Origin of the sequence: Pseudomonas sp. RIT-PI-a, assembly GCF_001187875.1 — a bacterium.
Classification (GTDB): Bacteria; Pseudomonadota; Gammaproteobacteria; order Pseudomonadales; family Pseudomonadaceae; genus Aquipseudomonas; species Aquipseudomonas coleopterorum.
This window is the reverse complement of the sequence record NZ_LGIR01000032.1, coordinates 182,750-205,506: the sequence shown is the minus strand read 5'-3', so window position 1 is coordinate 205,506 and position 22,757 is coordinate 182,750. Positions and strand designations below refer to the sequence as shown.

Sequence of the window (22,757 nt, the reverse complement as noted above, 5' to 3'; positions counted from 1 at the left end):
CCCCCCCCCAGCACCGCTGGAATCCCCAACCCCACCCACGCCAGGGCATCCCACCAGCCATCTCCCAGCAGGGCTGCGAACAATCCGGCCGCGCCGATCAATCCAATCACCAGCGGAATGCCGAACACCGGCCAGAACGTCGACTTCTTCCGTTTCGTCACGCCGCGGCCTCCACGCCAGCGGCCTTGGCGGCGCGGCGACGGACCCACCACAGGTACACGCCACTGCTCAGCACGATGATGGTCAGCACATCCAGCGCTGCCCACAGAATCTGCATCGGCATGCCGCCGTAGTCGCCGAAGTGCAGCGGCTGCGACAGGCCCATGGCATCCATGTACCAGGGCCGTTCGACCACTGCCGTGACGTCCAGGGTGGTGGCGTCGATCAGCACCGGCGTCAGCAGGTGCGAAGTCAGGTGAGTGCCGCCCTTCATGAATACCGCGTAGTGGTGTTCGCTTGAAAAGCGCGTCCCGGGAAAGGCGATGAAGTCGGGTGTCATGCCCGGCGCTGCGCCGTGGGCGATGTCCAACAGGCGACTAGCAGGCGCCCGTTGCGTGAGCGGTGGCGCGTCGCGGTAGGGTTCGATCAGGGCCGTGAGGCTTTCCGCCCGCCAGGCGCTGATGAGCAGGTCGGCACAGGCGCTGATCACGCCGGTCACCCCCACCACCAAGGCCCAGGTCAGGGTGACCACGCCGATCAGGTTGTGCAGGTCGAGCCAGCGGGTGCGGGTGGACTTCTGATTGCGCACGGTGCCGAACGAGAGTTTGCGCATGAACGGCGAATACAGCACCACCCCGGAAACGATGGCCAGCACGAACAGCAGCCCCATGAACGCCAGCAACAGCTTGCCGGGCAGCCCGGCATACATGTCCACATGCAAACGCAGCATGACCATCATGAAGCCGCCGTTGGCCGAAGGCATTTCCATGGCCTCGCCGGTGCGGTTGTCGAGCATGAAGGTGTGGGACAGGTTGGGCTCGGTGTCGGCTGTGGCGGCGGTGATGGCGAACACGCCATGAGGGTCGTCTTCGTCCCAGCCGAAATACTGCACCACCTCGCCCGGACGGTGGGCCTGAGCGGCCTGAACCAGTTGCTGCAGGTCCAGCTGCGGCGTGTTGGCCGGCATGTCGCGGAACTGTGGCTCGTCGCCCAGCAGGTGTTCAATCTCGTGATGGAACACCAGGGGCAAGCCGGTGATAGCCAGCATCAACAGGAACAGGGTGCAGATCAAGCTGGTCCAGGTGTGGATGAAGGACCAGCGGCGGATGGTGGTGCTTTTCATTTCAGGGCCTGCAAAAAGAACCCAGCCGTCCACGCGGGGCTGGCTGGGTCATGGAGCATCAGGTGTCAGGACGTTACGACCTGTAGTCGCACCAGTATACGTTCAGGCAGCGGGAAAAAGGCCAGTGGCCAGCGCAATCGAGGCGTGTCGGCAGCGTTCATGTGCATACGCAGTTTCACGCCGGTCAGAACGCCTGAGTCTGCTGGCGCCGCCGCCACTGAGCCAGTTTCTCGGCCAAGGCGCTGGGGCTGTCCAGGCCCTGGCGGCGGGCACGGCTGAACAGCAGCATGGCCAACTCCGCCGTGACCAGCGCATCGGCACTGGCATGATGGCGCTCACCGACCTGCAGGCCGAACTGCGCGGTCCAGTCATCCAACCCGGCTTCGCGCAGGGCCGCATCCGGGCACAGCATCGGCGCCAGGGCGGCGACGTCCAGGAACGGGTGCTGCAAGCGGTAGCCCAGACTTTGCTTGAGCGCGCGCGTGAGCATGTGCTCATCGAAGGGCGCGTGAAAGGCCAGCAGCGGGCTGTCACCGATGAAGGCCATGAAGTCCAGCAAGGCCTCGGCCGGGTCGTCCCCGGCGGCAATCGCGTCGGGGCCCAGACCATGGATCAAGACACTGGCACCCAGCCGCGGTTGCTCGCGCAGCAACGTGCGTTCGAACTGCCGGGAGAAATCCACCGCGCCATCTTCGATGACCACCGCGCCAATCGACAGCACCTGATCCTTGTTCAGGTTCAAGCCGCTGGTTTCCAGGTCCAGCACTACCCAGCGCTGCTCGCGCAGGCTGCAGGTTTGCCAGGGTTGGGCCGGGGGCAGTGCTGCCATACGTTGCTGCAGAGTGGCGTCCAGCACGCAGGCGGGTTTGGCCCGTAGCCAGTCGAACAGGCTCACAGCTGGTACCTCAGGCTCAGACTGGCCTGCAGACGCTGGGCCTGGCGCAGGGATTCACGCAGGATGCGCCGGTCCAGTTGGTTGAGCTCGGCCGGGTCGACGCGATTGGAATAGGGCAGGTGCTGCCGGGCCTGAGCTTGATGCTGCTGCATGCGCGTCTGCTGGATGAAATGGTAGGCCTCTTCATAGGCGGCGCCGTCCTGTGCGTCGATGACCTCTTTTGCGACCAACTGGCGCAAGCGCTCCAAAGTGTTCCCGGTGTCGATGCCGTTGGCCAGGGCCAGCAGGCGCGCGCCGTCGACGAAGGGCGTCAGGCCCTGCACCTTGAGGTCCAGGGTGGGCGCCTTGTCGCTGCCCTGGCGGGTCAGTACGAAGTCGCGAAAGCGCCCGACCGGAGGCCGCTGGCGCAAGGCGTTCTGCGCCAGCATGCGCTGGAACAGGCTGTTGTCCGCGACCTGTTCGAGCACGCTGCGGCGCAGTTGTGCACAGGCCGAGTCATCGCCCCATACCGTACGCAGGTCGAAATAGATGCTCGAATTGAGCAGGTTTTCCGGGCTCGCCTCGCGGATGAAACCGGCGAAGCGCCGCGCCCATTCCAGGCGCGACAGACACAGCTCGGGATTGCTCGCCATGACGTTGCCCGTGCACAGACTGAAGCCGCACTGCGCCAGCGCCAGGTTGATCTGATGCGCCAGCGGCAGCAGCTTGCCGCGGATCTCGGCAGCGTGGGCAGCGTCACGGGCTTCGAAGACGATACCGTTGTCCTGATCGGTATGCAGGGTCTGCTCGCGGCGGCCTTCACTGCCGAAACACAGCCAGCTGAAGGGCACACCCGGATCACCGCGTTCCTGCAGCACCAGTTCGATCACCCGGCAGACAGTGTGATCGTTGAGCAAGGTGATCAGCTGGGTGATCTGCGTCGACGAGGCGCCATGGGCCAGCATGCGCTCGACCAGAGCGCTGATTTCCCCGCGCAGAGCGACGAGCTGTTCCAGCCGCGAAGCGTGGCGGATGGTCCGAGCCAGGTGCACCAGATCCACCCGCTGCAGGGAAAACAGATCGCGCTCGGACACTACGCCGCACAGGCGCCGGTCCTTGACCAGGCAGACGTGGGCAATGTGCCGTTCGGTCATGGCCACGGCGGCATCGAAGGCACTGGCTTCCGGGCTGAGGTGGAAGGGCCGGGGAATCATGTACCGCTCGATGGCTGCGCCGAAATCGGTGGCTGCATCGGCCACGGCCTGACGCAGATCGCGCAGGGTGAAGATGCCTTGGGGGGCTTTCAGGTCGTCGACGATGACGATGCTGCCCACTTGCTGTTCGTGCATCAGGCGTACGGCATCGCGCAGCGGCAGCGAAGCGGCGCAGGTTACGGGATGACGCATGGCGAGGTCGCCCAGCCGGGTGTTCAGCGAGTACTGCGTACCCAGGGTTTCGACGGCCTGGCGCTGCACCTGCTGGTTGACCTGGTCGAGCAGGCTGCTCACCCCGCGCAGGGCGAAATCACGGAACACCGTGGACAGCGCGAACAGCTTGATGAAGGCCGGTTTGTTCAATTGCAGACAGAAGGTGTCCTCTGCCGCCAGATGCTCGGTGCGCGTGGCGCGCTCGCCCAGCAGCGCGGCGAGCGGGAAGCACTCGCCCGCGGTGATCTCGAACGTGGTTTCGGTCCCGCGACGTGCACTGTGCGGCCGTTCGCCCACCACCTGACCCTGCTTGACGATGTAGAAGTGCTCGACAGCGCCGTCGGCCGGTTTGATGATGCTTTCACCGCTGGCATAGAAGCGCAGTTGGCACTGTTCGACCAGATAGGCCAGATGGGCGTTTTCCATCTGGTTGAACGGTGGGAAGCGTTGCAGGAACTGCACGGTGCCGTGAATGTTCTGCAGCACTGCGGTCTTGCCCGCCTGGGTGAAGGCGTCGGTTTTGCTCATGGCCGTTACCGCCCGATAAGTCGAATCGGAAATTGTTGTTATTGAAGATTTGGCTTTATTGTTTGGCCATGGTCGACTGCATGAGCGAACGTGCCCATTGGACGTAAGTCTAAAAGGTGGAACGGCGCTCAAAAGGCCGATGGATAGGTAATGGATGACGGGAAACGTATGTCCGATCACGAATCATTGTTGAGTGATGCCGAGCGTGAAGCGCTCAGCGAGTTGGGCCAGGTTCAGGATACGCCGCCCCAACTGGCGCTGGTGGTCGATGACGATCGCGACACGCGGGACGTGCTCGCGCAGATTCTGCAAGCGCACGGCATCCCCTGTGTGCAGGCCGAAAGCGCCATGGGTGCGATGGGTCAATTGCGTGCCAACCTTCGCATCGGGTTGCTGATCACCGACCTGCGCATGGGCCCCGAGTCGGGCCTGGATCTCATTCGTGAAGTGCGTGAGTCGGAGCGCGCGGCCTTGCCGATCATCATCATTTCCGGCGATGCCAGCGTGAAGGATGCGATCGCGGCAATGCACTTCAGCGTGGTGGATTTCCTGCTCAAACCGATCGACATGAACACGTTGGTCAAACTGGCGCGTGAAGAACTGGGACTGGATGGGGCGCCTCGAGGTTATCCACGTTTATCCTGAGCGTGGCTGTGGATAACCTGTGTCGATAGCCCTGGAGCCCACAGCCTGCAACGGTTTGCGAACCTTGATCAAAAAACGGACAGTTGTGCCGGGCTTGTGCACAATCCAGGTGGATCAGCCTGTGGATAACCTAGGCGTAACTCGCTGCAGGTCTTGTATGGCCTGGCCTGCAGCCATGTGAGTGTTTTTTGATCAGCTGCGCTGGCGCCGATTCCACCAGATATCCACACTGTAGATAAGCAACCCCGCCCAGATGAAGATGAACGTCACCAGCGTTGCCGGCGCCAGGTGTTCGCCAAACACTTGAACGGCCAGCAGCAGCACCAGGGTGGGCGCGATGTATTGCAGGAAACCCAGTGTGGTGTAGGGCAGGTGGCGCGCGGCTGCGTTGAAGCACAGCAGCGGCACCAGGGTGATCGGGCCCGCGGCCATCAACCAGAGGGCCTCGCTGGTGGTCCAGAACGCCGGCTGGACGCTGGCGGCATCGCCATGCCAGAGCAGCCAGCCCGCAGCCAGCGGCACCAGCAGCCAGGTTTCGATGACCAGCCCCGGTAACGCTGCCACCGGCGCGCGCTTGCGAATCAGGCCGTAGAAACCGAAGGTCAGGGCCAGCGCCAGGGACACCCACGGCAGACTGCCCACTTGCCACACCTGCTGCGCCACGCCGATTGCCGCCAGCGCCACCGCGACCCACTGCAGCGGACGCAGCCGCTCACGCAGGATCAGCAACCCGAGCACGACGTTGAGCAGTGGATTGATGTAGTAGCCCAGGCTGGCCTCGAGCACTCGGTCGTGGGTCACTGCCCAGACATAGACCAGCCAGTTGGCGGCGATCAGGCAACCGCTGCCGACCAGTATCGCCAGGCGCATGGGGTTGTCGCGCAGTTCGCGCAGCCAGCCGGGATGCTTCCACACCAGCAGCAGCAACGAGCCGAGCAGCGCCGACCAGAGTACCCGCTGGGCAATGATTTCCACGGCCGGGTAGTGCGAGAGGGTCTTGAAGTAGAGGGGGATGAACCCCCAGCAGATGTAGGCGCTCAGGCCCAGGATGTATCCCCGGCGGGGATTGGCGACTTGCATGGAGCTCCCTGCTTGCATGGTTTTGTTATTGAGCGGTGGTCGGCAACTTTACACATCGGGCCGTGAGACACAACGCCTCGCATGTGTGCTCAAAACAGTTTCAGTGGCTCTTCGTTGAGCGCTGCCAGTTGTTCGCGCAACGCCAGCACCTGGTCGCCCCAGTACCGCTCGCTGCCGAACCAGGGGAAGCTGCGCGGAAAGGCCGGGTCTTCCCAGCGGCGCGCCAACCAGGCGCTGTAGTGCATCAGGCGCAACGCCCGCAGCGGTTCGATCAGTGCCAGTTCACGGGGGTTGAAGTCATGGAACTCGCTGTAGCCGTCCATGAGTTCGGAAAGCTGCCCAAGGCATTCCTGGCGATCGCCAGCGAGCATCATCCACAGGTCCTGGACCGCCGGGCCCATGCGGCAATCGTCGAGGTCGACGATGTGGAACACGTCGTCGCGGCACATCATGTTGCCGGGGTGGCAGTCACCGTGCATGCGGATGTTTTGGTGTGGCGTGGCCTTGTAGACCTCTTCCACGCGCTTGAGCAGGTCGCGGGCCACCGACTCGTAGGCGGGCAGCAGGCTGCGCGGAACATGGTTGCCTTCGAGCAGGGTCTGCAACGAATCGTGGCCGAAGTTCTGCACGCCCAACGCTTCGCGGTGCTCGAACGGGCGCGTGGCACCCACGGCGTGCAGACGACCGAGCAACTGGCCCAGACGATAGAGCTGGTCGAGGTTCCCCGGCTCCGGCGCGCGACCGCCGCGACGAGGAAACAGAGTAAAGCGAAAGCCGGCGTGCTCGAACAGCGTCTGGCCCTCGTGCACCATCGGCGCAACCACCGGCACTTCACAGTCGGCCAGCTCGGCGGTGAAGGCGTGTTCTTCGAGGATGGCCGCATTGGTCCAGCGATCGGGACGGTAGAACTTGGCAATCAGCGGTTGGCCATCTTCGATGCCCACCTGGTAGACGCGGTTCTCGTAGCTGTTGAGCGCCAGCACCCGTGCATCGCTGAGAAAGCCGATGCTTTCCACGGCGTCGAGCACCAGGTCTGGGGTCAGTGTTTCAAAAGGGTGGGCCATGCGAACTCCTGCGCGCGGCAGGCTGCCGCGTCCGGCTCGCCATGGTAGCGCAGACGCGACAGTAGCGGTGGGCATGTTACGCGCCGATCACCCCACCGTCTTCGCGGCTGATGGCGATCACCGAAGAACGTGGCTTGCCGTTGGGCAGGTGTTCGGGGAAGGTCGAACCACCGTTTTCACCCGGATGCTGGATGCCGATGAACAGGGTGCGTTGATCGGGGGCGAAGCTCACGCCGGTGACTTCGCAGCCCACCGGGCCGACCATGAAGCGGCGAATCTCGCCGCTGGCCGGGTCCGCGCAGAGCATCTGGTTGTTGCCCATACCGGCGAAGTCACCGGCATTGCTGGTGTCGCCATCGGTCTGCACCCAGAGCCGGCCGGCATCGTCGAAGGCCAGGCCATCGGGGCTGTTGAACATGTTCTGCGGGTTGATGTTGGACGAACCACCCTTGGCCTGGCCAGGATGCACACTGGGGTTGCCGGCCACCAGGAACAGGTCCCACTCAAAATCCATGGCACCGTGCTCGTCGCCGCTTTCGCGCCAGCGCAGGATCTGCCCGTAGACGTTCTTCTCGCGCGGGTTGGGGCCGCCGACCGGCTGGCCGTCGTCGCCGCGTTTGATGTTGTTGGTCAGGGTGCAATAGACCTGGCCATCCTTGGGGCTGACCACGATCCACTCGGGGCGGTCCATGCGTGTGGCCTGCATGGCACTGGCGGCGAGCCGTGCGTGAATCAACACTTCGGCCTGGCTGGCGAAGCCCTTGCTGGCGTCCAGACCGTTCTTGCCATGGGTCAGCTCCACCCACTGGCCATGCCCCTTGGGACGATCCGGGTTGCCGTCGCCGTTGTCGAAACGGGCGACGTACAACGTGCCGTGGTCGAGCAGGTCACGGTTGGCCTTGGGGTTGTGGTGGTCGATGCGGTCGCGGCTGATGAACTTGTAGATAAACTCGCCACGCTCGTCATCGCCCATGTACACCACCGCGCGACCATCGCGCGTTTCGGCCAGGGCCGCGTTCTCGTGCTTGAAGCGACCCAGCGCGGTGCGCTTGACCGGCATGGCGGTCGGGTCGAACGGGTCCACTTCCACGACCCAGCCGAAGCGGTTGAGTTCGTTGGGATTGCGCGCCATGTCGAAGCGCGGGTCGTGGGGGTGCCAGTTGATTTCCTTGCTCGCCGCGACCACCCCGTAGCGTTTCTGCGCGGGAGTGAACGCCAGGGTAGCGTCGGTGCTGCCGAAGCAGTCGGTGAAGTTTTCTTCGCACGTCAGGTAGGTGCCCCAGGGGGTCTTGCCGTTGGCGCAGTTCTGGAAGGTGCCATGCACCAGTTGCCCGGTGCTGTCGGCCGCAGTCTTGAGCAGGGCATCACCGGCCGCCGGGCCGCTGACGCGGATCGGCGTGTTGCCGTGAACGCGGCGGTTGTATTGTGAGCCCTGGACGAAATGCCAGTGGCCGCCCTTGCGCTGGATCTCGATCACCGACAGGCCTTCGCAGGCCAGGGCCTTGCGCACTTCTTCGGCTGACTGCGGGCTGCCGCCGTGGGCATACAAATAGCGGTAGTTGGTGTATTCGTTGTTGATTGCCATCAACGCGCGATTGGCGTCGTTGGGGAAGGGGAACAGACTCATGCCGTCGTTGTTGTCACCGAACTGCACTTCCTGGGCCTCGGCGCTGCCGTTGCCGCTGGGATCGAAGGCCGGGCCACCGGCCTGCAGTGGCTGCCCCCAGCTGATCAGCACACTGGCCTGGTAGCCGGGCGGCAGGCTGATGGTATCGCTGGTGGCCGCGGCAATACCGGTAAAGCCCAGCAATGCGCTGTTGCCGGCGCTGACCGCGTTGGCCATGGCCGTGCGGGTCAGCAGGTTGCCGCCCAGGAACATCGCGGCACCGCACAGGGCGCCAGCGCCGATGAAGCGGCGACGGCTCAGGCCGGTGATCTTTTCCAGGTCGGTGGCTTGGTGTTCTTCTAACAGGCTCATGGTGATCTCCCTTCAGGTCAGCGAGTACCTTAAGGAGGGATTGTGACGAACAGATTGCAGGCCGTGGCTTAATCCTCGCACAGGCTCACTGCGCCACCTGGCCAACATCCAGCGCCTTGGGCAGCAGCTTGTTCTGGTAGAACAGGTCGGCAGTCGCCTGCTGGGTCTGGATCACGGCGTTATCCACAGGCCGTACGGGGGAGGGTGGGCGGTTGTCCACATAACGCTCGACCACTGACTCCGGCAGCCCCATGGACTGGGCCAGCACTGCGATGCTCTGTGCATGCTCGGTGCGAGTCAGTGCCTCCGCGCTGCTGAGTTGGTCCAGCAGGTTGTGGATGAACTCGCCGTTGGCCTGGGCATAGGCACGCCGTGCGGTGTAGATCGGTCCGCCCAGACCCAGGCCGCTGCCATCGGCCAACAGCCGCGCATGACCCTGGTTCAGGGCCAGCGACGAGTAGGGTTCCCAGATGGCCCAGGCGTCGACACTGCCTTGTTCGAAGGCCGCCCGAGCGTCGGCCGGGCTCAGGTACACCGGCTGAATGTCCCGATAGCTCAGGCCAGCCTTGTTCAGCGCCCGCAGGATCAAGTTGTGCGAACTGGAGCCTTTCTGAAAGGCGACCTTCTTGCCTTTGAGGTCGGCGACCTGAGCGAACGTACTGGTGTCCCTGACCAGCAAGGTCTCGGCCTGGGGCTTGGCCGGCTCGGCACCGATGTACACAAGGTCCGCGCCCGCTGCCTGTGCGAACAGCGGCGGGATATCGCCCGTGGCCGCTACATCGAGGCTGCCGATGTTCAAGGCCTCGAGCATCTGCGGGCCCGCGGGAAATTCGATCCACTGGACCTGGGTCTGCCCGAAACGTTTTTCCAGCAGGCCATGCTGCTTGGCCAGGACCAGGGCAATCGAGCCCTTCTGATAGCCGATGCGCAGCGCCGCCGGATCGGCCAGAGCGGCGCCAGCCAGGCCCAGCAAGGCCAGCACGGCGCCCACGCGAGCGAGTGTCTTCATGTGATCGATCCCTTATTGCGCAGTCGAGGGTTTTTCCCAGAGGTTGATGCCGCCTTCCACCGCATGGCGGTCGATCTCGGCCAGTTCCTCGGCGCTGAAGCTGAGGTTGTCCAGTGCGCCGACGTTTTCGATGATCTGCTCGGGACGGCTGGCGCCGATCAGGGCGCTGGTCACGCGGCTGTCGCGCAGGGTCCAGGCCAGGGCCAATTGCGCCAGGCTCTGGCCGCGGCGACGGGCGATTTCGTTGAGTGCGCGAACGTGGGTCAGGTTGGCCTCGCTCAAATGCCCAGGCAGCAAAGAGCCGCCGCCGGGACGGTTGACCCGCGCATCAGCCGGCACGCCTTGCAGGTACTTGTCGGTGAGCAGCCCTTGCGCCAGCGGCGTGAAGGCAATGACACCGGCGCCTAGTTCGTCGGTGACCTGCAGCAGGTCGTTCTCCACCCAGCGGTTGAGTAGGTTGTAGGCAGGCTGGTGGATCAGCAGCGGCACCTTCCACTCCTTGAGCAGGGCGGCGATCTCACGGGTCTTGACCCCGGAGTACGAGGAAATGCCGATGTACAGCGCCTTGCCCTGTTGCACCGCCGTGGCCAGGGCGCTGGCGGTTTCCTCCAGCGGCGTGTCGGGGGCGAAGCGGTGCGAGTAGAAGATATCCACATAGTCCAGGCCCAGCCGTTGCAGGCTCTGGTCCAGGCTGGCCAGGATGTACTTGCGCGAGCCGCCGCCCTGGCCGTACGGGCCGGGCCACATGTCCCAACCGGCTTTGCTGGAGATGATCAGCTCGTCACGGTAGTGCTTGAAGTCCTCGCGCAGAAGACGGCCAAAATTGATCTCGGCACTGCCATAGGGCGGGCCGTAGTTATTGGCCAGGTCGAAGTGGTTGATGCCCAGATCGAAGGCGGTGCGCAACAAACTGCGCTGGGTGTCGATCGGGGTGCTGTCGCCAAAGTTGTGCCACAACCCCAGGGACAGTGCTGGCAACACCAGGCCGCTACGGCCGACACGGCGGTAGGGCAGGCGCTGGTAGCGATGTTCGGCAGCGATGTAGGTCATGGAAAGCCTCGCTTCAAGGTATGTCGAAGGGCGCCCGATCAGCGCCCATTGATTTCGGGCAGGCCCAGATGCTCACGCAACGTGGTGCCTGTGTAGTGGGTGCGGAACAGGCCGCGGCGTTGCAATTCGGGCACCACCTGGCGTGCGAAGTCCTCGAGCCCGCCGGGCAGATGCGGCACCAACACGTTGAAACCATCGGCGGCGCCGTTCTGGAACCATAGCTGCAATTGGTCGGCGATCTGCGAGGGGGTGCCGATCAGGTTGAAATGCCCACGCCCCCCGGCGATTCGGCGACCCAGTTGCGCCAGGTTGAGATGCTCGCGCTCGGCCAGTTCGCTGAGCAGTTGCTGACGGCTGCGCTGGCCGCTGTCGGTCAGGGGCAGCTCGGGCAGCGGTCCGTCCAGCGGGTAGCCGGACAAGTCGAAGTTGCCCAGCATGCGGCCCAGCAGCGCAACCCCGACCTCGGGTTGCACCAGGTCCTGGAATGCTTCGAACTTGGCCTGCGCCAGGGCCTGGGTTTCACCGACCACGACGAACACCCCAGGCATGATCTTCAGCTCATCGGCGGCACGACCAAACGTGGCCGCGCGGTTCTTGAGGTCGGCGTAGAACGCTTGTGCGGCGGCCAATGAAGGCTGCGCGGTGAAGATCACATCGGCTGTCCGCGCCGCCAGGGCGCGGCCGGCTTCGGACGAACCGGCCTGCACCACCACCGGTCGCCCTTGCGGTGAGCGGGCGACGTTGAGGGGGCCCTTGACCTTGAAGTGCTCGCCGACATGGTTCAGCTCGCGGCGCCCGGCCGGGTCGTAGTATTGGCCGCTGGCCTTGTCGCGCACGAAGGCATCGGCGCTCCAGCTGTCCCAGAGCCCCGTGACCACCTGATGAAACTCCTGCGCCCGGCTGTAGCGCTCGGCGTGGCCGATGTGTTCGGCGCGGCCGAAGTTGCCGGCCTCGGCCGCGGCGTCCGAGGTCACCAGGTTCCAGCCGGCGCGGCCACCGGACAGATGATCCAGCGAGGCGAACTTGCGCGCCACGTGATAGGGCTCGTTGTAGCTGGTAGTGACCGTACTGATCAGACCGATGCGTTCGGTGACAACGCTCAGGGCCGAGAGCAGGGTCAATGGTTCGAAATGGTCGGAGCGGGCCATATGGCTGGCGCTGTCGCCGGTGGCTGCCGCTACGCTGTCGGCCAGGAACAGGGTGTCGAAGCAAGCCGCCTCGGCCACCTGCGCCAGGTGCTGGTAATGCTGGAAATCGAGCCCGGCATCGGCCGGCACCTGGGGATGGCGCCAGGCAGCCACGTGGTGCCCGGTGGCCATCAGAAAGGCACCCAGTTTCATCTGTCTGGCGCTCATGTCAGAAATCCTTGCGCAGTTGCACGCCGAAGTAGCGCTCGTCATCACGAGGCACGGCGCGGTAGATATAGCCGCTGCCACTGGCCAGCATCGGCGAGTAGGACTTGTCGGCCAGGTTCTTGCCCAGCAGCGCGACACGCCAGCCATTGGTGTAGTCGGCCAAGGCGATGCTGGCATTCCAGATGCCATAGGCACCTTGCTTGGTGTCCGGGTTCTGGCTGATGTCGTACTGCACTTCACTCTGCCAGCTGTAATCGGTCCCCAGCTCCACATCCAGGCCATTGGCCAATGGAATGCTGTAGTCGGCGCGCACGTAGCTCTTCCAGTCGGGGCTGTAGGGCAGGGTCTTGCCGTCGACGTTGCAGGAAGCGGCCGCGCCGGCCGGGCAACTGAACTGATCGATGCGCGCACGGGTGTAGGCCAGTGCGCCGGACAGCTTGAGGTTCTGTGTGGCCTGCAGGGCGTAGTCCAGCTCGACGCCCTCGGTGCTGACGCTGCCGGCGTTGATCAGTCGCGTCACCACCTGGTTGGCCACGGTGTCGAAGAAGTTCGCCTGGTAGTTGTCGTACTCGCTGTGAAAGACCGCCACGTTGGTGGTCAGGCGGTTGTCCCAGGCGCTGGCCTTGATCCCCGCTTCCCAGGTGTTAGAGGTTTCCGGCTTGAGCGCGTCGGTGTCGCGCGGCTGCATGTTGAAGAACACGTTGTAGGCGGGGCCTTTGTACCCGCGTGAATAGGTGACATAAGCCATGACGTCGTCACTGAGGTCGTACTGCACGCCCAGTCGTCCGGACCAGCCATCCTCATCCACCGAGCCTGAGCTGCGGGTGCCCGGCTGGATGCCGCTGACGGTGGTGGCCGAGGTCGACACGCGACGGTGATCGTATTCCAGGTCGTCGTGGGTCCAGCGCAGACCGGCGATGCCGCGCAGCCGCGAGGTGAAGTTGAGGGTGGTCTCACCGAAGGCCGAGTAGCTGTCGCTGGTGGTGGTGTAGTCGGCCACGCCGCGCTGGCTGCCGGTCGGTGTCACCAAAGTGCGGCGGTAGGTTTCGTCGTCCTTGCCGTGCATGTAGAACAGCCCGCCGACGTACTCCACGAACTCACCCTTGGGCGAGGCCAGGCGGACTTCCTGTGAGTACTGGTCGTAGCTCAGGTCGCCTTTGTCTTCCGTGCCGGGGAAGGCGCTGGTGATGGTCGCCAGGCGATCGCCGTCCTGCCATTGGGTGTTGTCCCAGCCGCGCCAGGCGGTGATCGAGGTCAGGGTGTAGTCGCCCAGGTTCCAGTCCAACTGGGCCGACAGACCCTTGTTGATGTCCTCGACATGGCTGCGGTAGTCGCTGGCGATATCACGGCTGTGGCCGCTGGCCGAGACTGGCGCCAGGGCGCCCGCGAACGCGGGAGTCAGTGCCTTGCTGACGACGCCATTGGGCGCGTCGTCGTGGCTCTGCATGTAGTCGGCGGCCAAGGTAAGCGTGAGGTCGTCATTGGGGGTGAACTCGAGCTTCCCCCGCACGCCCTTGCGGTTGTAGCCATTGACTTCGTGACCATTGGCGCGGTTGTCGACGTTGCCGTCGTAGCTGCCGAACAGCGTGGTCAGCGAGCCCTTGAGGGTGTCGGGGATCAGGCTGCCACCGATGCCGAAGCGGGTGCGGCTTTCGTTGCCGCTGTAGTACGACTGGTCGATGTAGCCGTGGGTCGCTTCGGTGGGCGCCTTGGTCACGATGTTCAACACGCCGGCCGAGGCGTTCTTGCCGAACAGCGTGCCTTGCGGGCCGCGCAGCACTTCGATGCGTTCCAGATCCAACAGGTCCAGGGTGGCCTGGCCGGGGCGCCCGTACACCACGCCATCGATGACCGTGGCCACGGTGGGCTCCACGCCGGGTGAGGTGGAAATGGTGCCCACCCCACGGATGAACAGCGAGGTGTCCTTGTTCGAGGCGCCGGTGCGGAAATTCAGGCTGGGCACCTGTTGCACGATGCTCGCAACGCCGTTGCGGTTGTCCCGTTCCAGCTGCTCGCCGTCGACCACCGACACCGCCACCGGCACTTTCTGCAGCGACTCGGCGCGCCTCGTGGCCGTGACCGTGACGGCCTGCAGGCTGACCGACTCTTCATCGCCCTGAGCGGCAAAGGTGGGCATTGCGCCCAGGGCGATGGCCGCAGCGACGGCCTGGGACAATACGGAAGTCTTGATTGCGAAAGATTGACGCTGTGGCATGGCGGGTCGCTCGAACAGGGGCTGGACATTGTTTTGATTGGCGCAGCATTCGCTCGAGCGAGTAGCAGACAGGTCAGCTGGTTAGCGCTAACATGGCGAATAGTGGCGATGAACGCTTATACGGTCAAATACCGTAATTTCTACCGTTTATGGTTATTAGTTATTAGAGGCAGGCAGATGACCGATCCCAAGCATCAGCGCAAGCGCCGTGGTGCTGGCCGCGTGACACTGGCCAGTGTGGCCACCCACGCGGGGGTCTCTGCCATGACCGTATCGCGGTATTTAAATCGACCGGACCTGGTATCGGACGAGCATCGGCAGCGCATCGCCCAGGCGGTGACGGAGCTGGGTTATGTTCCCAATCTGGTGGCCGGAGGGCTGGCGTCGGCGCGGGGCAAGATCGTCGGCATGGTCATTCCGAACATTTCCGGGCCGATCTTCGCCCATACCATTCAAGGCTTCAGCGATACCTTGAGCAGGCATGGCTACCAAGTGCTGCTGGCGTCCAGCTATTTCAGCGCCGAGCAGGAGGAGAACGCTGTGCGTGCCTTCCTTGGCTGGTCGCCTGCGGCTTTGGTGCTGAGTAGCCACTTCCACAGCGTCGGCACCGAGAAGATGTTGGCCCAAGCGCAGATACCGCTGGTGGAAACCTGGGACTATCAACCCGAACGCGCGCCGATGCAGGTCGGCTTCTCGCATGCTCAGGTGGGCGTCACTTCGGTGCGCTATCTGTACGGCGAAGGCTACCGGCGCATCGCCTTCGTCCAGAACAGCGCAGCGGGCGACTTGAGTGCACTCGAGCGTCGAGACGGCTATGCCGCGACGCTGGCCGAGCTGGGCCTGGAACCCCAGGTGTTCGCTCCCGATCCCTCCTTGGCGCCTTTCGAAGCCGGCAAACAGGCCCTGCATGCCCTGATGGCGAGCCCGACCCCTCCGGATGCGATCATCTTCGCCAACGACAACCTGGCCGCCGGCGGCTTGCTGGCGGCCCAGCGCGCCGGGCTGCGCATTCCACAGGATTGCGCGGTGATGGGCTTCGGCGACTACCCCTTCGCCGAAATGCTACTGCCCAGCCTGACCACCATCAGGCCGCCTGCGCTGCAGATTGGCGTGCTGGCAGCGACTCGTGTCCTGCAAAGCCTGGGCATCATCGAGGGCGAGCCGCCGCATCTGGAGCTGCTCGACTGCGAACTGGTGGCGCGGGAGAGCAGTTGATACGCAAAGCGGCCTTCGACTTCGCACCTGCGTTTGAAAATGACACACAAGAATGCATTAGCTAACACGTCGGGCTAGGCTAGACTTGACATGCATCGCATGGTTTTGCCTTGCACAGATCGTTTGTCCTGCCAAGGGAGTCGCCACCAATGGCCATCCACAACATTCACGACGCCAAGAGCAATCTGTCGCGCTTGCTCGAACAAGCCGCAGCCGGTGAAGTGGTGGTCATCGCCAAGGCCGGCAAGCCCATTGCCAAGCTGGTGGCCTATGATGCGCCAGAGCCGCGCGAAGCAAAGCGTATCGGTTTCATGCTTGATCTTGTGGTTCCGGAAGACTTTGATGAGCTCGACAATGAGGTCACCAATCTCTTCGAGGGCAAGGTGTGAAGTTACTGCTCGACACGCATATCCTGATCTGGGTCGCCAAGGACAGCCCAATGCTTTCCTCAAAAGCTCGATCCTTGATCGCCAATCTGGATCACGAGGTTTACTTCAGCGCGGCAAGCCTATGGGAAGTGGCTATCAAAAACGGCCTCAGCCGCAGCGGCATAGTGATCGATACGGTGGGTCTGCGCCGTCAGCTATTGCTCAATGGCTACCACGAACTGCCGATCACGGCAGCCCATGGCATGGCCGTTGAAAAGCTGCCGCCCATTCACCGCGATCCATTCGACCGCCTGCTGTTTGCCCAAGCCACTCTGGAAAGCATGCAGCTACTGACGGCCGACGCACTGTTGAGTCAATACGGCGCACCCGCGTTGCAGGTTTGAGCCTTGCTACCCAAGAAGCTCGATATGCAGATATTCGGCCACGCTCTGTGCGCTGGCGTTCTTCAGGTAGGGCACGCGACCCAGGCAAGGGGCCGGCAGGCGTTCGGCCAGGGTGGCGAGGTTGTCTTCCAGGCGTGAGGTTTTCGGTTCGATGATGTTGGCCACCCAGCCGGCCAGTTGCAGGCCGTCGCGGGCGATGGCTTCCGCGCTCAGCAGCGCATGGCTGATAGCGCCAAGGCGCACGCCCACCACCAGAATCACCGGCAGCTTCAAGGCAATGGCCAGGTCCGACAGATTGGCCTGGTCGGACAGCGGCACGCGCCAGCCACCAGCGCCTTCGATCAGGGTGAAGTCGGCCTGCCGGGCCAGCACCTCACGCATGGGGGCCAAGAGCGAGCCAACGGTGAGGGCCACGCCGGCCTCGCGGGCGGCGATGTGGGGTGCGATTGCGGGTTCGAAGGCGACCGGGTTGATCTGCGCGTACTCAAGCTTGAGCGAGCTCTGGGCCATCAAGGCCAACGCGTCGCTGTTGCGCAGGCCCTTGGGGGTCACCTCGCAACCCGAGGCAACGGGCTTTGCGCCCAGGGTGCTCAGGCCCTTGAGGCTGGCAGCGTGCAGCAGGCCGGCGGCCACGGTGGTCTTGCCGATGTCCGTGTCCGTACCGGCGATGAAATAGGCGCTCATCAGGATTGTCCTTGCTCGACGGGTTTGCGTAGCACAGCGTAGACCACCTGGTAAGTGGCTGGCAGCCCCTGGGGTGCACGAAAAGCTTCATAGGCCTGCAGCAGACCGAGCATGCGCGCGCGGCCGGTCAGGCCGTCGGGGCGACCGGGGTTGAGGTTGTGCGCGCCCAAGGCCTTGAGCTCATGGGTCAGGCCGCGCACGTCGGCGTAGTGCAGCACATGGGGCACGTTATCCAGGCCCAGCACCTCCAGGCCGCTGTCCGCACACAGGCGCTGGTAGTCGGAGAACTCACGGAAACGGTTGACGTGCACTCGGCCATCCACCGCTCGCCAGCTTTGCCGCAGCTCGTGCAGCGTGCCCGCGCACAGGCTGGCAAAGGCCAGCACGCCGCCGGGCTGCAAGGTTCTGCGAGCCTCGGCGAGCACTGCGGCGAAGTCGCTGCACCATTGCACCGCCAGGCTGGAATAGATCAGACCACAGCTGCCGTCGCGCAACGGCAGCTGCTCGGCATCGCCAGCCACATGCCAAGTGGCACCACCCTGTACCCGCGCGTGGCTGAGCATGCCTTCGGCGATGTCCAGCGCCACACCGACGCCGCTTGGAAAACGCTGGGCCAGAACACGGCTGAAGTAGCCGGTGCCGCTGCCCAGGTCGAGCCATTGCCAGGGTTGCAGGCCGTCTGGCAGTCGAGTGAGCAATGAGTGACCCACGTCCCGCTGCAATTGCGCGACGCTGTCATAGCTCGCCGCCGCCTTGGAGAACGACGCCGCCACCAGCCGCTTTTCCGGCAACCCGAGCGCAGTCTCCCGCCTCACCTCACCCCCTGTAGCAGCGGCGCAAGCCGCGTCATCTGCTACCTCAACGCCTGCGCCAAGCACAATCCCGTTCCTCTCACTCATGCACAAAGGCCCCAATTGCACCGGTGACCCTATCCGGGTCTTCCAGCATGAACCCATGGCTGGCCCGCTCGACCACGCCGAACTGGGCCTCCGGCACCAGCTTGCGCAATGCACTCACTGCCCCGACGGGCACCAGCGAATCGCTCCCGGCAAACAGGTGCAGTTGCGGCCCGGCAAACGCCTGCAACGCGGCACGAGTATCCAGCTCCGCGAGCACGTGCAGGCCCTCGACCAACGTCTGTATCGAAGCCGGCTCAGCAACCGCCAGTCGCCGAGAAAGCCCGCGCGGATCAGCAGCGCCTTGCGCACAGAACGACGCGAAGCGCTTCAGCAGGGTTTTCGGATCCGCCTCGCAAGCGGCCAGAAACGCTTCGAACGTCTCAGCGGGCATTGCATCCGGCCAGTCGGCGCGGGCCACGAAACAAGCGTTGCTGGCCAGGGTCAACAGGCCGGGGCAGCGTTCACCCCGGCGCGCCGCGAGCTCGGCGGCAAGCATGCCCCCCAGCGACCAGCCACCCAGCCAGACACCGTCCGGCACGCATGCGTCGAGCGCATCCAGCCAACCAGATAGCCCCGCCGAGTCTGGCGTGGGCAAGGGTTCGATCTGCACCGGCACGGGTTCAGCGAGCTGCTGCAGCGCAGCGACCAACGGCTCCAGGGCACCGGTGCCCAAGCCCCAGCCGGGCAGCAGGATCAGACGATCAGACATGTTCGGCTCCCAGCAGCGGGTAGCATTCAGCCAGCGCATTGAGCAATTGCTGGACCTGGGCACTGCTGTGCGCTGCCGAAAGCGTCACCCGCAACCGCGCACTGCCGGCAGGCACGGTCGGTGGGCGTATGGCCGTGACCAGCAATCCGCGCTCGCGCAACAGCTGCGACAAGCGAACGGCACGGCCGGCATCGCCGACCAGAATCGGCTGAATGGGCGTGAAACTGTCCATCAAGGTCAGGCCCAACTGGGCAGCGCCGTATCGAAACTGGGTGATCAGGCTCGCCAGGTGCTCGCGTCGCCAGTGTTCGCTGCGCAGCAGTTGCAGGCTGCGCAAGGTGGCGCAGGCCAGCGCCGGTGGCTGGCTGGTCGTGTAGATGTAGGGCCGAGCGAACTGCACCAGGGTCTCGATCAGTTCCTCGCTGCCCGCCACGAACGCGCCTGCGGTGCCAAAGCCCTTGCCCAGGGTACCGACCAGCACTTGCACATCGTCCATTCCCAGCCCGAAATGCTCGACGATACCGCCGCCGGTAGCGCCCAGGGCACCGAACCCGTGGGCGTCGTCGACCAGCAGCCAGGCGCCCTTGGCCCGCGCAACGGCTGCCAGTCGTGGCAGCTCGGCGAGGTCGCCGTCCATGCTGAACACACCATCGGTCACCACCAGCGTGTTGCCGACGGCTTTGGCCAGACGTGTTTCCAGGCTGGCGGCATCGTTGTGCAGGTAACGGCTGAAGCGCGCGCCGCTGAGCAGCCCGGCGTCCAGCAGCGAGGCGTGGTTGAGACGGTCCTGCAACACGCTATCGCCTTGTCCCACCAAGGCAGTGACCGCCCCCAGATTGGCCATGTAGCCGGTGGAGAACAGCAGCGCCCGCGGGCGCCCGGTGAATTCAGCCAGGGCTTCTTCCAGCGCATGGTGAGGGCTGCTGTGGCCAACCACCAGATGGGACGCGCCGCCCCCCACGCCCCAGCGCTCGGCGCCCTCGCGCCAAGCCTTGATCACGTCGGGATGGTTGGCCAGACCCAGGTAGTCGTTGCTGCAGAAGGCCAGCAGCGGTTGGCCATCGACCACCACGCGCGGCCCTTGCGGGCTTTGCAGCAATGGACGCTGACGATAGAGGTCGGCGGCGCGGCGCTCGGCCAGGCGCGCGCTGAGGTCGAAGGGCATGCAGGCCTCGAATGGCAGTGGGTGAACGCCGGCCGCTTGGGCCGGCGCAGGGTCAGGCGGAGGCAGCGTCGTAGAACAGGTCGCTGCTCTTCTGTTCGACCAGGGCTTGTTCGATGGCCGCTTGATGGACTTCGTCAGCGTGTTCTTCGCGCGCTTCTGGGGCGATCCCGAGGCGGGCGAACAACTGCATGTCCTTGTCCGCCTGCGGGTTGGCGGTGGTCAGCAGCTTGTCGCCGTAGAAGATCGAGTTGGCCCCGGCCAGGAAGGCCAGTGCCTGCATCTGCTCGTTCATCGCCTCACGCCCGGCGGACAGACGCACGTGGGATTGCGGCATGAGAATGCGCGCCACGGCCAGCATGCGGATGAAGTCGAACGGATCGATATCTTCGGCGTTCGCGAGCGGGGTGCCGGCGACCTTCACCAGCATGTTGATCGGCACCGACTCGGGATGCTCCGGCAGGTTGGCCAACTGAATCAGCAGCCCGGCGCGGTCGTCCAGCGACTCGCCCATGCCCAGAATGCCGCCCGAGCAGATCTTCATGCCGGCGTCGCGCACGTGGGCCAGGGTCTGCAGGCGCTCGCTGTAGGTGCGGGTGGTGATGATGCTGCCGTAGAACTCCGGCGAGGTGTCCAGGTTGTGGTTGTAGTAGTCCAGCCCGGCCTGGGCCAGGGCCCTGGTCTGATCTTCGTCCAGCCGGCCCAGGGTCATGCAGGTTTCCAGGCCCATGGCCTTGACCCCGGCAACCATCTGCAACACATACGGCATGTCCTTGGCCGAGGGGTGCTTCCAGGCCGCGCCCATGCAGAATCGCGTCGAACCGATCGCTTTGGCGCGGGCGGCTTCTTCGAGCACCTTCTGCACTTCCATCAGCTTTTCTTTTTCCAGTCCGGTGTTGTAGTGCCCCGACTGCGGACAGTATTTGCAGTCCTCAGGGCAGGCGCCGGTCTTGATCGACAGCAGGGTCGAGACCTGGACCCGATTGGGGTCGAAATGCGCGCGATGCACGCTTTGCGCCTGAAACAGCAGGTCATTGAAAGGCTGCACGAACAGCGCCTTGACCTCGGCCAGGGTCCAGTCGTGACGAACGGTTGCAGTTGTACTGGCGCTCATCGGCGGTTCCTTGTTTATGCTCGGTCAGGCGCAAGGACGCAGGATTGTCCATGGGCGCAACGTGGCTATTGAGTCGAATGCGGGCATGATTAAGGAAGCGCCATGCACTGTCAACCTGCTACAAATACCTCGGTTTACAAGTGGATAAAAAATGATCAGGTTTGTCTGTTGTGTGACGGCGCGTCGGGTAACCCCTATGCCCTCTGCGAGGCCTGTGAGTGCGATCTGCCTTGGCTGGATGAGCAATGCACGGTGTGTGCGCTGCCGCTTGCCATGAGTGGATTCACCTGCGCCCCGTGTCGGCGCCGCCCGCCCGCCTTCGAGAAGGTGGAAACCCCCTGGCATTACGGTTTCCCCGTCGACAGCCTGATAACGCGTTTCAAGCACAACAGCCAGTGGCCCTACGGACGCCTGCTGGCAGAGTTGACCAGCCACTGGCTCGACCACCGTTTCAACGAGGATCTGCCTCGCCCGCAATTGCTGATTCCGGTGCCCATGGGCCGCAAACGCCTGCGCAAGCGCGGTTTCAACCAGGCTGAAATGCTCGCTGGCTGGCTGTCCAGGGCGCTGCATATCGACTGCGATTCGACCCTCGTTCAGCGCGCGCTCGAAACACGAGCCCAGCAGGAACTGGGTGCCAAGGCGCGGCTGCACAATCTGCAACACGCTTTTTCCGTGATACCTGACGCGAGGCTGGAAGGGCTGCACGTGGCCCTGGTCGACGACGTGATCACTACTGGCGCCACTGCCCAGGCCTTGGCGGTGCTGCTGCGCAAGGCCGGCGCCGCGCGCGTGGACGTCTACTGTCTGGCGCGCACGGCCAAGGCCGAGTAGCCTTGAACCATGACCTTGTCCCCTTTGCTGGCCCAACACATCGCGCGTCGTCCGCAACGCATCGAGCTGCTGCGGCATATTGCCGAGCAGGGTTCGATCACCCGCGCCGCCAAGGCCGCCGGCCTGAGCTACAAAGGCGCCTGGGACGCCATCGACGAACTCAACAACCTGGCTCACACGCCCCTGGTCGAGCGCGTCGTGGGCGGCAAGGGCGGCGGGGGCGCCCGACTGTCCGAGGAAGGGCAACGCATGCTGCGCCTCTACCAGAAACTTCAAGCGCTGCAGGCGCAGGTCCTCGAAGCCGCCGAAGACGCCAACGACCTGGACCTGCTCGGCCGACTGATGCTGCGCACCAGTGCGCGCAACCAGTTGCATGGCCGCGTGAGTGCCATCGAGGCGCAAGGTCGCAACGACCACATCACCCTGGATCTTGGCGCAGGGCTGAACTTGCGTGCCCAGATCACCCACGACAGCACTCAAATCCTGTCGCTGGCCCCGGGCGCCGGGGTGGTGGCCTTGATCAAGGCCGGTTGGCTCTGCGTGTTGCCGGTGGATGTCGCCGGTGTCCCCGGTCACAACTGCCTGCAAGGGCTCCTGGAGCAGGTTCTGCTCCAGGACCAGGGGCCCTGTGAAATGCGCATCGGGCTGGCCAATGGGCAGACCCTCTGCGCACTGTCTCCGCTCGGACCGGTCCGAGAGGGCGAGCCGGTCAATGTCTGGTTCGATCCTGCCAACGTGCTGCTCGGCACGCCGCTCTAACCCGTACGCTACCCGCTGAATACCTCGCTGTACCCGTTTCTGCAGACCGGATGCGCGCTGCTACTGGCAGGCGCGATGCCGTCGACCGGCGCCGGGCGGGTA

At 64.3% G+C, this 22,757-nt stretch carries 21 protein-coding genes; 6 read left to right on the top strand and 15 right to left on the bottom strand.

The features are described 5' to 3' along the window. Positions 1 to 157: 157 nt before the first annotated feature. From AC788_RS18915 to AC788_RS18905, 3 genes are all read right to left on the bottom strand, one after another. Positions 158 to 1,282, bottom strand: coding sequence for a PepSY-associated TM helix domain-containing protein (locus tag AC788_RS18915; RefSeq protein WP_049862095.1), 1,125 nt, complete (start codon positions 1,280 to 1,282; stop codon positions 158 to 160). 184 nt (positions 1,283 to 1,466) lie between these two features. Further along, a complete protein-coding gene (locus AC788_RS18910; RefSeq protein WP_049862094.1) occupies positions 1,467 to 2,177 on the bottom strand; it encodes a 3'-5' exonuclease in 711 nt (236 codons plus the stop codon). Continuing rightward, entirely contained in the window at positions 2,174 to 4,111 is a 1,938-nt protein-coding gene (locus tag AC788_RS18905; RefSeq protein ID WP_049862093.1) for a putative nucleotidyltransferase substrate binding domain-containing protein, read from the bottom strand. Before AC788_RS18905 ends, AC788_RS18910 begins: the two co-directional genes overlap by 4 nt. A 168-nt stretch (positions 4,112 to 4,279) precedes the next feature. Here AC788_RS18905 and AC788_RS18900 point away from each other — a divergent pair, with 168 nt between their 5' ends. After that, entirely contained in the window at positions 4,280 to 4,756 is a 477-nt protein-coding gene (locus tag AC788_RS18900) for a response regulator (protein ID WP_049862102.1), read from the top strand. 192 nt (positions 4,757 to 4,948) lie between these two features. On the opposite strand, the gene rarD is transcribed toward AC788_RS18900, so the two are convergent. The 7 genes from rarD to AC788_RS18865 form a co-directional block, all read right to left on the bottom strand. Further along, a complete protein-coding gene (gene rarD, locus AC788_RS18895) occupies positions 4,949 to 5,836 on the bottom strand; it encodes an EamA family transporter RarD (RefSeq protein WP_049862092.1) in 888 nt (295 codons plus the stop codon). Positions 5,837 to 5,925: 89 nt separating this feature from the next. Then, complete coding sequence (locus tag AC788_RS18890; protein WP_049862091.1) at positions 5,926 to 6,900, bottom strand: serine/threonine protein kinase; 975 nt, start codon at positions 6,898 to 6,900, stop codon at positions 5,926 to 5,928. A gap of 76 nt (positions 6,901 to 6,976) precedes the next feature. Beyond that, positions 6,977 to 8,878, bottom strand: a complete 1,902-nt coding sequence (locus AC788_RS18885; RefSeq protein ID WP_049862090.1) for a PhoX family protein — start codon at positions 8,876 to 8,878, stop codon at positions 6,977 to 6,979. Between the two features lie 85 nt (positions 8,879 to 8,963). Continuing rightward, on the bottom strand, positions 8,964 to 9,887 hold the full coding sequence (locus AC788_RS18880) for an aliphatic sulfonate ABC transporter substrate-binding protein (RefSeq protein ID WP_049862089.1): 924 nt from the start codon (positions 9,885 to 9,887) through the stop codon (positions 8,964 to 8,966). Between the two features lie 12 nt (positions 9,888 to 9,899). Next, a complete protein-coding gene (mgrA, locus tag AC788_RS18875; protein WP_049862088.1) occupies positions 9,900 to 10,937 on the bottom strand; it encodes an L-glyceraldehyde 3-phosphate reductase in 1,038 nt (345 codons plus the stop codon). 38 nt (positions 10,938 to 10,975) lie between these two features. After that, positions 10,976 to 12,292 (bottom strand): LLM class flavin-dependent oxidoreductase, encoded by a 1,317-nt coding sequence (locus AC788_RS18870; protein ID WP_049862087.1) that lies wholly within the window; start codon positions 12,290 to 12,292, stop codon positions 10,976 to 10,978. A gap of 1 nt (position 12,293) precedes the next feature. After that, positions 12,294 to 14,429 carry a TonB-dependent receptor gene (locus AC788_RS18865; RefSeq protein ID WP_236690543.1) on the bottom strand — a complete coding sequence of 712 codons (2,136 nt, stop codon included), beginning with the start codon at positions 14,427 to 14,429 and terminating at the stop codon, positions 12,294 to 12,296. 255 nt (positions 14,430 to 14,684) lie between these two features. Between AC788_RS18865 and AC788_RS18860 the strand changes: the two genes are divergently transcribed. The 3 genes from AC788_RS18860 to AC788_RS18850 all read left to right on the top strand — a co-directional run bounded on the left by AC788_RS18860 (position 14,685) and on the right by AC788_RS18850 (position 16,494). After that, positions 14,685 to 15,722: a LacI family DNA-binding transcriptional regulator gene (locus AC788_RS18860; protein WP_049862085.1), complete on the top strand. Its 1,038-nt coding sequence runs from the start codon at positions 14,685 to 14,687 to the stop codon at positions 15,720 to 15,722. 149 nt (positions 15,723 to 15,871) lie between these two features. Further along, positions 15,872 to 16,111 carry a type II toxin-antitoxin system Phd/YefM family antitoxin gene (locus tag AC788_RS18855; protein WP_049862084.1) on the top strand — a complete coding sequence of 80 codons (240 nt, stop codon included), beginning with the start codon at positions 15,872 to 15,874 and terminating at the stop codon, positions 16,109 to 16,111. Next, entirely contained in the window at positions 16,108 to 16,494 is a 387-nt protein-coding gene (locus AC788_RS18850) for a type II toxin-antitoxin system VapC family toxin (protein ID WP_049862083.1), read from the top strand. Before AC788_RS18855 ends, AC788_RS18850 begins: the two co-directional genes overlap by 4 nt. A gap of 6 nt (positions 16,495 to 16,500) precedes the next feature. Here AC788_RS18850 and bioD read toward each other — a convergent pair whose 3' ends face one another. The 5 genes from bioD to bioB form a co-directional block, all read right to left on the bottom strand. After that, positions 16,501 to 17,181 carry a dethiobiotin synthase gene (bioD, locus tag AC788_RS18845; RefSeq protein WP_049862082.1) on the bottom strand — a complete coding sequence of 227 codons (681 nt, stop codon included), beginning with the start codon at positions 17,179 to 17,181 and terminating at the stop codon, positions 16,501 to 16,503. Next, positions 17,178 to 17,993, bottom strand: coding sequence for a malonyl-ACP O-methyltransferase BioC (gene bioC, locus AC788_RS18840; protein ID WP_049862081.1), 816 nt, complete (start codon positions 17,991 to 17,993; stop codon positions 17,178 to 17,180). The genes bioD and bioC overlap by 4 nt, the downstream gene beginning before the upstream one ends. Positions 17,994 to 18,069: 76 nt before the next feature. Next, positions 18,070 to 18,786, bottom strand: a complete 717-nt coding sequence (locus AC788_RS18835) for an alpha/beta fold hydrolase (protein WP_049862080.1) — start codon at positions 18,784 to 18,786, stop codon at positions 18,070 to 18,072. Further along, on the bottom strand, positions 18,779 to 19,951 hold the full coding sequence (gene bioF / locus AC788_RS18830; RefSeq protein ID WP_049862079.1) for an 8-amino-7-oxononanoate synthase: 1,173 nt from the start codon (positions 19,949 to 19,951) through the stop codon (positions 18,779 to 18,781). The genes AC788_RS18835 and bioF overlap by 8 nt, the downstream gene beginning before the upstream one ends. A 52-nt stretch (positions 19,952 to 20,003) precedes the next feature. Next, positions 20,004 to 21,062 (bottom strand): biotin synthase BioB, encoded by a 1,059-nt coding sequence (gene bioB / locus AC788_RS18825; RefSeq protein WP_049862078.1) that lies wholly within the window; start codon positions 21,060 to 21,062, stop codon positions 20,004 to 20,006. A gap of 102 nt (positions 21,063 to 21,164) precedes the next feature. Between bioB and AC788_RS18820 the strand changes: the two genes are divergently transcribed. Next, complete coding sequence (locus AC788_RS18820) at positions 21,165 to 21,896, top strand: ComF family protein (RefSeq protein ID WP_049862077.1); 732 nt, start codon at positions 21,165 to 21,167, stop codon at positions 21,894 to 21,896. 9 nt (positions 21,897 to 21,905) lie between these two features. Further along, a complete protein-coding gene (locus AC788_RS18815) occupies positions 21,906 to 22,655 on the top strand; it encodes a TOBE domain-containing protein (protein WP_049862076.1) in 750 nt (249 codons plus the stop codon). The last annotated feature ends 102 nt before the right edge of the window (positions 22,656 to 22,757 follow it).

Coding starts and splice junctions, on each gene's coding strand:
- AC788_RS18865 (WP_236690543.1), bottom strand. CDS start 14,429: ATGCCCACCTTTGCCGCTCAGGGCGATGAAGAGTCGGTCAGCCTGCAG.
- bioB (WP_049862078.1), bottom strand. CDS start 21,062: ATGAGCGCCAGTACAACTGCAACCGTTCGTCACGACTGGACCCTGGCC.
- AC788_RS18880 (WP_049862089.1), bottom strand. CDS start 9,887: ATGAAGACACTCGCTCGCGTGGGCGCCGTGCTGGCCTTGCTGGGCCTG.
- AC788_RS18915 (WP_049862095.1), bottom strand. CDS start 1,282: ATGAAAAGCACCACCATCCGCCGCTGGTCCTTCATCCACACCTGGACC.
- mgrA (WP_049862088.1), bottom strand. CDS start 10,937: ATGACCTACATCGCTGCCGAACATCGCTACCAGCGCCTGCCCTACCGC.
- AC788_RS18820 (WP_049862077.1), top strand. CDS start 21,165: ATGCACTGTCAACCTGCTACAAATACCTCGGTTTACAAGTGGATAAAA.
- AC788_RS18890 (WP_049862091.1), bottom strand. CDS start 6,900: ATGGCCCACCCTTTTGAAACACTGACCCCAGACCTGGTGCTCGACGCC.
- AC788_RS18855 (WP_049862084.1), top strand. CDS start 15,872: ATGGCCATCCACAACATTCACGACGCCAAGAGCAATCTGTCGCGCTTG.
- AC788_RS18885 (WP_049862090.1), bottom strand. CDS start 8,878: ATGAGCCTGTTAGAAGAACACCAAGCCACCGACCTGGAAAAGATCACC.
- AC788_RS18870 (WP_049862087.1), bottom strand. CDS start 12,292: ATGAGCGCCAGACAGATGAAACTGGGTGCCTTTCTGATGGCCACCGGG.
- AC788_RS18900 (WP_049862102.1), top strand. CDS start 4,280: ATGTCCGATCACGAATCATTGTTGAGTGATGCCGAGCGTGAAGCGCTC.
- AC788_RS18815 (WP_049862076.1), top strand. CDS start 21,906: ATGACCTTGTCCCCTTTGCTGGCCCAACACATCGCGCGTCGTCCGCAA.
- bioF (WP_049862079.1), bottom strand. CDS start 19,951: ATGCCCTTCGACCTCAGCGCGCGCCTGGCCGAGCGCCGCGCCGCCGAC.
- AC788_RS18835 (WP_049862080.1), bottom strand. CDS start 18,786: ATGTCTGATCGTCTGATCCTGCTGCCCGGCTGGGGCTTGGGCACCGGT.
- AC788_RS18905 (WP_049862093.1), bottom strand. CDS start 4,111: ATGAGCAAAACCGACGCCTTCACCCAGGCGGGCAAGACCGCAGTGCTG.
- rarD (WP_049862092.1), bottom strand. CDS start 5,836: ATGCAAGTCGCCAATCCCCGCCGGGGATACATCCTGGGCCTGAGCGCC.
- AC788_RS18860 (WP_049862085.1), top strand. CDS start 14,685: ATGACCGATCCCAAGCATCAGCGCAAGCGCCGTGGTGCTGGCCGCGTG.